Origin of the sequence: uncultured Nostoc sp., assembly GCF_964245575.1 — a bacterium.
In the GTDB taxonomy this organism is placed as follows: domain Bacteria; phylum Cyanobacteriota; class Cyanobacteriia; order Cyanobacteriales; family Nostocaceae; genus Nostoc.
This window is the reverse complement of the sequence record NZ_CAXTNP010000347.1, coordinates 1-7,099: the sequence shown is the minus strand read 5'-3', so window position 1 is coordinate 7,099 and position 7,099 is coordinate 1. Positions and strand designations below refer to the sequence as shown.

Annotated in this window: 7 protein-coding genes; 2 read left to right on the top strand and 5 right to left on the bottom strand. The window is 45.8% G+C overall.

The window, feature by feature from the left end:
- Nucleotides 1-147: 147 nt before the first annotated feature.
- On the top strand, nucleotides 148-279 hold the full coding sequence (locus tag ACFFAP_RS33815; protein ID WP_375515314.1) for a hypothetical protein: 132 nt from the start codon (nucleotides 148-150) through the stop codon (nucleotides 277-279).
- A gap of 92 nt (nucleotides 280-371) precedes the next feature.
- A complete protein-coding gene (gene zwf / locus ACFFAP_RS33810; protein WP_375515313.1) occupies nucleotides 372-1,907 on the top strand; it encodes a glucose-6-phosphate dehydrogenase in 1,536 nt (511 codons plus the stop codon).
- 474 nt (nucleotides 1,908-2,381) lie between these two features.
- Here zwf and ACFFAP_RS33805 read toward each other — a convergent pair whose 3' ends face one another.
- The 5 genes from ACFFAP_RS33805 to ACFFAP_RS33785 form a co-directional block, all read right to left on the bottom strand.
- On the bottom strand, nucleotides 2,382-3,581 hold the full coding sequence (locus ACFFAP_RS33805) for an NADH:flavin oxidoreductase/NADH oxidase (protein WP_375515312.1): 1,200 nt from the start codon (nucleotides 3,579-3,581) through the stop codon (nucleotides 2,382-2,384).
- A 572-nt stretch (nucleotides 3,582-4,153) separates the two neighbouring features.
- A complete protein-coding gene (locus ACFFAP_RS33800) occupies nucleotides 4,154-4,870 on the bottom strand; it encodes a molybdopterin-dependent oxidoreductase (protein ID WP_375515311.1) in 717 nt (238 codons plus the stop codon).
- An 8-nt stretch (nucleotides 4,871-4,878) separates the two neighbouring features.
- Nucleotides 4,879-5,475 (bottom strand): cytochrome b/b6 domain-containing protein, encoded by a 597-nt coding sequence (locus ACFFAP_RS33795; RefSeq protein WP_375515310.1) that lies wholly within the window; start codon nucleotides 5,473-5,475, stop codon nucleotides 4,879-4,881.
- Nucleotides 5,476-5,590: 115 nt separating this feature from the next.
- A complete protein-coding gene (locus tag ACFFAP_RS33790) occupies nucleotides 5,591-6,283 on the bottom strand; it encodes a cytochrome c biogenesis CcdA family protein (protein WP_375515309.1) in 693 nt (230 codons plus the stop codon).
- A gap of 8 nt (nucleotides 6,284-6,291) precedes the next feature.
- The gene (locus tag ACFFAP_RS33785; RefSeq protein ID WP_375515308.1) at nucleotides 6,292-6,900 is read right to left on the bottom strand and encodes a thioredoxin family protein; all 609 of its coding nucleotides are present in this window, start codon (nucleotides 6,898-6,900) and stop codon (nucleotides 6,292-6,294) included.
- Nucleotides 6,901-7,099 lie beyond the last annotated feature (199 nt).

Here is a 7,099-nt window from a genome sequence, read left to right as displayed (position 1 = left end):
TTAATGAGCCTCTGAACTCCATTAATGAGTCTTTGATGCTCTCATTGCAAGTCCCTGAGCAAATTAATCAGCATCAGTTCATTCAACTTTCGCGGAAATACAAAATACCTTAAAAAGGCTACAAGATAAACTCTGTAGTCTTTTTTCGTGAAAACAGATAGAGCGATCGCTTTTATTGAGGCGATCACTATAATATCATCTGCGGTTAAACACAAGTCAATTGCGATCGCAGCGTCGCAATCTCAAACCCTTACAATTGCCTCCCCTGCCTGCCTTTAACTCTAGAGGTGTAGGTAAGTTTGCAGATAAACTGCTGTCTGCAATGCGTTATAGTTTGGTGGATATCTTGAAGAACATGCGGAGATTTTATCATGACGGCTGTCACCAAGCCCCAGGTTCCTGTTGAAGCCTCAATCCGTCCGGCAGAACCCTGCGTGATCGTTATCTTTGGAGCAGCAGGAGATTTAACCAAGCGTCTGCTGCTTCCCGCCCTCTACAACCTCAAACAAAGCAATTTGCTGCCGCAAGAATTTGCGATCGTTGGAGTCGCACACACTTCAATGAGTCAGGACGATTTTCGTAGCAAACTCGCCCAAGACATTCAGGAGTTTGCCACGGTTCCCGTAGACAATGATCTCTGGCAACCGCTTGAGCAGCGACTGTACTATCTTGCTGGTGAGTTTCAGTCACCTGACACTTACCATCAGTTGCAAGACTTACTGACTCAAATCGATCAAGACTGTGGCACTCAGGGAAACTATTTGTTCTACCTGGCAACTGGCTCAAACTTCTTTTGCGACATCATTACGCAGCTTGGCGCAGCAGGATTAGTCCGCGAAGAGGGCGATCGCTGGCGGCGAGTTATCATCGAGAAACCGTTTGGGCACGACTTGGAATCGGCTCGTACCCTGAATAAATCCATTGGTGCTGTCCTTCAAGAAAAACAGATTTACCGCATTGATCATTACCTGGGCAAAGAGACTGTACAAAACATTCTGGTGTTTCGGTTTGGTAATGGCTTGTTTGAACCGATTTGGAATCGTGAACATATCGATCACGTACAGATTACCGTAGCCGAAACGGTTGGAGTCGAAGGCAGAGGCAACTTCTATGAAGGTACAGGCGCAGTGCGGGACATGATGCAAAACCATCTGTTTCAACTGCTGGCAATGACGGCGATGGAACCGCCGGTCTCGTTTTCAGCCGATGAGGTGCGTGATGAAAAGTCAAAACTATTGAAGTCCATTGTTCCACTCACTGCTGAAACTGTGCAAACTCAAACTGTACGCGGACAGTATGGTGCGGCAACAATAAAGGATACCCAAGTGCCTGCTTATCGCTCAGAGCCACGAGTTGCGTCAGACTCTACCACTGAAACTTATGCTGCCTTAAAGCTGAACATCGACAACTGGCGCTGGGCAGGAGTGCCGTTTTATCTCCGAACCGGCAAGCGTTTGGCTAAACGCGTGACTGAAATTGCAATTCAGTTTAAACAAGTACCTTCATTACTATTTCGCCAAACCTCAATTGAGCGTCTCACACCTAATTTCTTGACCATCCGCATTCAACCACAAGAAGGAATTCATCTCCAATTTGGTGCAAAGGTGCCTGGCCCCGCTATGGCAATGGATGCAGTGGAAATGGAGTTTTGCTACACTGATTTCTTTGGCAAGATCCAGAGTACTGGCTATGAAACTTTGCTGTACGACTGCATGATCGGTGATGCAACTTTGTTTCAGCGATCAGATAACGTAGAACTGGGCTGGAGCGTCGTCACCCCCATTCTGGAGGCTTGGGGAACCACGTCACCTGAAAACTTTCCCAACTACGCAGCAGGCTCATGGGGGCCATCGGCAGCAGATGATTTGTTGGTGCGCGATGGTCGGCAGTGGCAGAGGATTGAGTAATAGTAGTTAAATATTTCCAATGAATCGTCAGTAGATATAGCAATCCGATTTGATTCCTGAATTTTATATCAAGTCCGGGTGATTACTTATAATAAAATCTCTGAATGTAGGTTGGGTTGAACGGTAGTGAAACCCAACATTAATAAGGATCTCAATGTTGGGTTTCGTTCCTCAAACGCCAGTTGCTTCAAGTCGGCAGAGCCGCCCAACGCACTGGCTCCCCAACCTACATATATTAGAAGTTTTTAAGCGGACATGATATTACTTGTAGAGACTCAATACTTGGGACACAACCACAGCGCTCAGTGCATCGCTCTTTACTGGGGACTGGGAAGAAGGAATAAAGGTGTACTGAGTTTTTTTCAGGCAATCAAATATGAGTCCTGTATACAACATATACGGTTAAACACAAGTCAATTGCGATCGCAGCTTGGCAATGTCAAACCTTACGATTGCGATCGCAACACTTGCTGTTTAGATTTCTTTCCCCTGTCTCCGTTGTTTAACTGCATAGCCGTAGGGCAAAGCCCAGTTCGGTTCTTCATCCAAATGGCAACGCGCATGAATCGACCAATATGGATCGCGGAGCATTTCTCGACCAATGAGAACTAAATCCGCACATCCACGAGTAATTACTTGGTTGGCATACTCAGCCTCCTTTATCATCCCCACAGCCCCTGTCCTAATCCCAGCCTCTTCTCGGATTTTGGCAGCAAAAGGCACTTGATAACCTGTCTGCACGGGAATCCTGGCATGAGGGACTAAGCCTCCTGTGGAAACATCGATCAAATCAACGCCTAATTCCTTTAGTTCACGGGATAATATCACTGACTGTTTGAGATCCCAACCTCCCTCCACCCAGTCGGTAGCAGAGAGGCGCACAAAAAGCGGCATCCCGCTTGGCAGAATTTCTCGGATTCGTCTTGTCACCTCCAGTAACAAACGCATTCGGTTTTCCAACGAACCTCCATAACGATCTGTTCGTTGATTACTTAGCGGTGAAAGAAAGGAATGCAGTAGATATCCATGAGCCGAGTGGATTTCGATAATTTGAAAGCCCGCTTGAATGGCACGCTGCGCTGTGTCAACGAAGGCTTCAATCACCTCTTCAATCCCAGCCTCATCGAGGGGTATGGGAACGGGGCCGCCTTCTTGAAACGGAATTGGGCTTGCTGCGATTACGGGCCAAGCCCCTTCTTCAGGTGTTAGGGGTGTACCACCCAGCCAGGGAAGATTGCAACTCGCCTTCCGCCCAGCATGGGCTAATTGAATTCCTGCGATCGCTCCTTGCTCACGAAGAAAGCGGACAATGCGAGCTAGTGGCTCGATGTGCATATCGTCCCAAAGACCAAGATCGCCGGGGGTGATTCGCCCTTGGGCTGTCACGGCTGTTGCTTCTACTACAATCAGGTGAGTACCTCCAGCAGCCCGACTCCCTAAATGGACAAAGTGCCAATCATTTGCGAATCCATTCTCTGCGGAATATTGACACATTGGTGACATCGCTATGCGATCGGGCAGGGTGATATCTCTAATTTTCAGTGGACTAAACAAGTCCACTTCCGGTACATCCGAATCGTGCAGACTCGTTGATTGACAACCCGGGGAATCTATGAATTCTAATTCGGTCTGGGCTGGAGATGATGGCAAGGTACTTAGGTTCTCTGTAGTCATGCTGTTACTTTTCCGTGCTTTGTGGATTAACACCCGTGTCCTTTATTAGCTCGTCAACATCAATGCTGGATAACGAGTCCAGATATTGGGTGTCCGATATTTTGTCACTTCCCAAACGATTTTTAACTAATCCCCATAATTCCCCATCCCTCTATAGTGTAGAGATGTAAGGAACTTCCAAATAAAAAAACATCCCATTGCAAAGAGACAAGGGGGACAAGGAGAACCTGACAATTCAGGTTATGTGGAAAAGTCCACCAAAAACCTAACCCCCTAACCCCCTTCCCGATGCTTTAAGGGGGAAAATTCAAAGTCTCTCTCCTTAAAGGAAGAGAGAAATATAGCAGTCCTATTTGATTCGTGAAAAATATAAATAAGAAAACGAACCGCAAAGTACGCTAAGGGCGCAAAGGGAAGAAAGAAAAAAGAGATATACAATTTTCATAAATGATTTAGGACTGCTATAGAAGTGAGGTTTTCCAGATGACCTGAATTGTCAGAACGAGAACAAGGTAAAATTTTCTCCCTCATCTCCCCCTGCTTCTCCTGCTCCCCCTGCCTTCCCTGCTGCCTTATAACCCTGCAAACCACTCATAGCCCTGATCTTCCCAATAACCTTTACGAGGTAACAAATTGCTGACGAATGTAATTTGAGTCACCCACTTACTTTGCTTGTAGCCGAGTTTAATTGGGGATGCTAACCGCATGGGCGCACCATTATCAACTGATAAAGGTTGTCCATTCTTTTGATAAGCCATGAGAGTTTGGGGATGTACAGCAGAGGCAATATCCCAGCTTTCATAGTAGCCATCAGCAGATTTGAAGTAGACATAGCGGACGTTTGACTTAGGCTGTACCAGTGCTACCAAGTCTCGTAATCGCACACCTCCCCATTGAGCGATCGCAGCCCAGCCTTCAACACACACATGGCGAATTACCATTGAAGTCAAGGGGAGTTTTTGAATATCTGCCATACTCAATTGCATCGCGTTACTAACTTCGCCATCAATCTTCAGGCGAAACTGCGCCGGATCAATTTGCGGCGTGAAGTCAAAGGTATTAATCAGTAATTTGTCTGGTTCTATGGCACTAATAGGAAATTCAGGGACTGGTTTTTGACTTAGCAAAAGTGCTTCAAGACTTTGGTTTAGTGGCTCAGATATTTGCCGCAGATTATCTGAGAACAAATTTGTCCCACAGCCACCTAAAAGAAAGCCTACCCCTGAAAGTCCAGATACTTGCAGTAATCGGCGACGGGATAGGGTGCGTTTGGGAAGAATCAGACTCATAAGTACCTCTACAGGAACATAGACTTAACTAGACGGATGCTTCCTACCTTCAGGGCAAGTAAGGAATGAGCAACTGTAAATAATATGACTGTGGGAACAGTGATAAAGTGAACAGTGCGTAGAGTTTGCCAATTACCAAACAGCCCGGAAAGCCAATGCAGTTGAGCAGGTTTGTACATCGCCAGACCACTCAAGATTGCCAGCAGCAGCACTGGAATAATAGCAGTATAGACTAGCCGATGCCATGCGTAGTTTTTGCGCTTTGGGTTCTGGCTGACTTGCAATGCTTTTAAGTCACTGCGATCGGCAAAGCGACGCTGCCAACGACGAGTTACAAAGATATAAAGTCCATACCAAAGTAAGTTCAGCGAAAACAGCCACATAGCAGCAAAATGCCAATGTCTGCCACCCGCTAACCAACCTCCTAGCAACAGAAAGTCAGGAAAATGCCAACCTGCACGCCCGCCAAATACCGGATTAGCATTATATATTTGCAGTCCGCTAGCGCTCATTAAGATGAGACTGATGATATTAATCCAGTGAAAGGTTTTTGATAGAAAAGTCTGACTTGGTGTTGAGCGGACTTTGCCTTTAGAGGAGATCATACCAATTTTGGATTTTGAATTTTGGATTTTAGATTTTTAGATTGTTCCCAGTTAGACTTTCGGATTGAGTCTTCTAATCCAAAATCTAAAATTGGCAATCTAAAATTGGCACGTTTCACAGAGGTTGAGTAGGAAAAAACGGAGCTAGCCAAAGTTGTATCTGGACATCCCAACCCAGAAGAATAGCAATTGCTGTGGCCGCGATCGCTACGCCACCAATCCTCTGCAACGTTGCACTATGGGAGCGGAGATTGAGGATTCGTTGGCTGAGTACTCGCCCACCGTAGGCGATCGCTAAAAGGGGGAAACCTGCTCCGATTCCATAAGCAAGCAGTAGCCAAAATGCACCTACGACTTGATGATTCACTGCTGCTAATACTAAAATTCCGCCCAAAACTGGCCCAGCACAGGGAGTCCACAAAAGTCCTAACTGAGTCCCTAGCCAAAACTCTCCCATGAGTCCGATTCGTGCGGGTTTTTTAGCCCACTTGCCAACTGAAATATAACTAAATATTCGGTAACTCCATGTGGGGAAAATTGCCAGTAATCCCAAAAATAAAAGGAGTGCGATCGCTCCATTCCGTAATAAATTAATCACGCCTGTAAACCAGCTTGCTGTTACACCTAGTAAACTACCTGCTAGTGCAAAACCAGCTATTAATCCTGCTACCAGTGCTACTGGGCCGTAAGTATGGGATTGGAGCGAGCGCCCCAATAGTACAGGCAAAATCGGTAAAACACAGGGTGAAAGGACATTCAAAACTCCTCCTAATAAAGCCAGAGTAATTGATAAAGTAGAAGTTGTCATAATTCCTTCTACCCCAATAGCTGGCGGATAGTTTGCTCTATTTTTTCGTATGCCCCTTCACCAATATGGTCATATTGTAGTAAACCCTGGCGATCGGCTAGAAATATATGGGGCCAATACTGATTTTCGTAAGCATACCAAGTTTTATACTCGTTATCAACTGGAACCGGATAAGTAATTTGGTGTTGTCGTAACGCCTTTTTTATATTGTTCGGATCTCGTTCAAAAGCAAACTCTGGTGTGTGGATGCCAATCACCTTGAGTCCCTGCGACTCATACTGCCTATGCCATCTAGTGATGTAAGGCAGGGTACGCTGGCAGTTAATACAAGCAAAAGTCCAAAACTGTATCAGAATAACACTGCCTTTGAGGTCAGCGATCGACAAAGGTGTAGAATTAAGCCACTGACTGATACCCTGAAACTCTGGCAAACTCTCGCCTACCGGGGTTTTCACTGCAATAGCTTCCAAGCCTTGTGTATTGTTACGATTTACAGGAGAGATAGAAGGGGCATTCACTTTTGTGAAGTTGGAAAATGTTGTGGCTGCACCGATTCCAACAACCCCTAACCCAAGATAAAAAAGTAATTGACGCCGGCAAAGCAGGTTGTGATTCATCAGAATTTCTCCTGTTGATTTCAAAGCACCAAAGTATAGGGATTGGAATTAGGATTTTCTTGGTTTACCAGTCCCTAGTACCCAGTAGAAGAAAAGTGAGATGCAAAGCTAGTTGTGGCTAAGGCTTGCTGGAAGCTGGCGATTGCTTCATCGCATCACCCGCTTTATCTTTGCCCATTGCATCGCCAGCTTTATCTTT

Coding starts and splice junctions, on each gene's coding strand:
- zwf (WP_375515313.1), top strand. CDS start 372: ATGACGGCTGTCACCAAGCCCCAGGTTCCTGTTGAAGCCTCAATCCGT.
- ACFFAP_RS33785 (WP_375515308.1), bottom strand. CDS start 6,900: ATGAATCACAACCTGCTTTGCCGGCGTCAATTACTTTTTTATCTTGGG.
- ACFFAP_RS33800 (WP_375515311.1), bottom strand. CDS start 4,870: ATGAGTCTGATTCTTCCCAAACGCACCCTATCCCGTCGCCGATTACTG.
- ACFFAP_RS33805 (WP_375515312.1), bottom strand. CDS start 3,581: ATGACTACAGAGAACCTAAGTACCTTGCCATCATCTCCAGCCCAGACC.
- ACFFAP_RS33795 (WP_375515310.1), bottom strand. CDS start 5,475: ATGATCTCCTCTAAAGGCAAAGTCCGCTCAACACCAAGTCAGACTTTT.
- ACFFAP_RS33790 (WP_375515309.1), bottom strand. CDS start 6,283: ATGACAACTTCTACTTTATCAATTACTCTGGCTTTATTAGGAGGAGTT.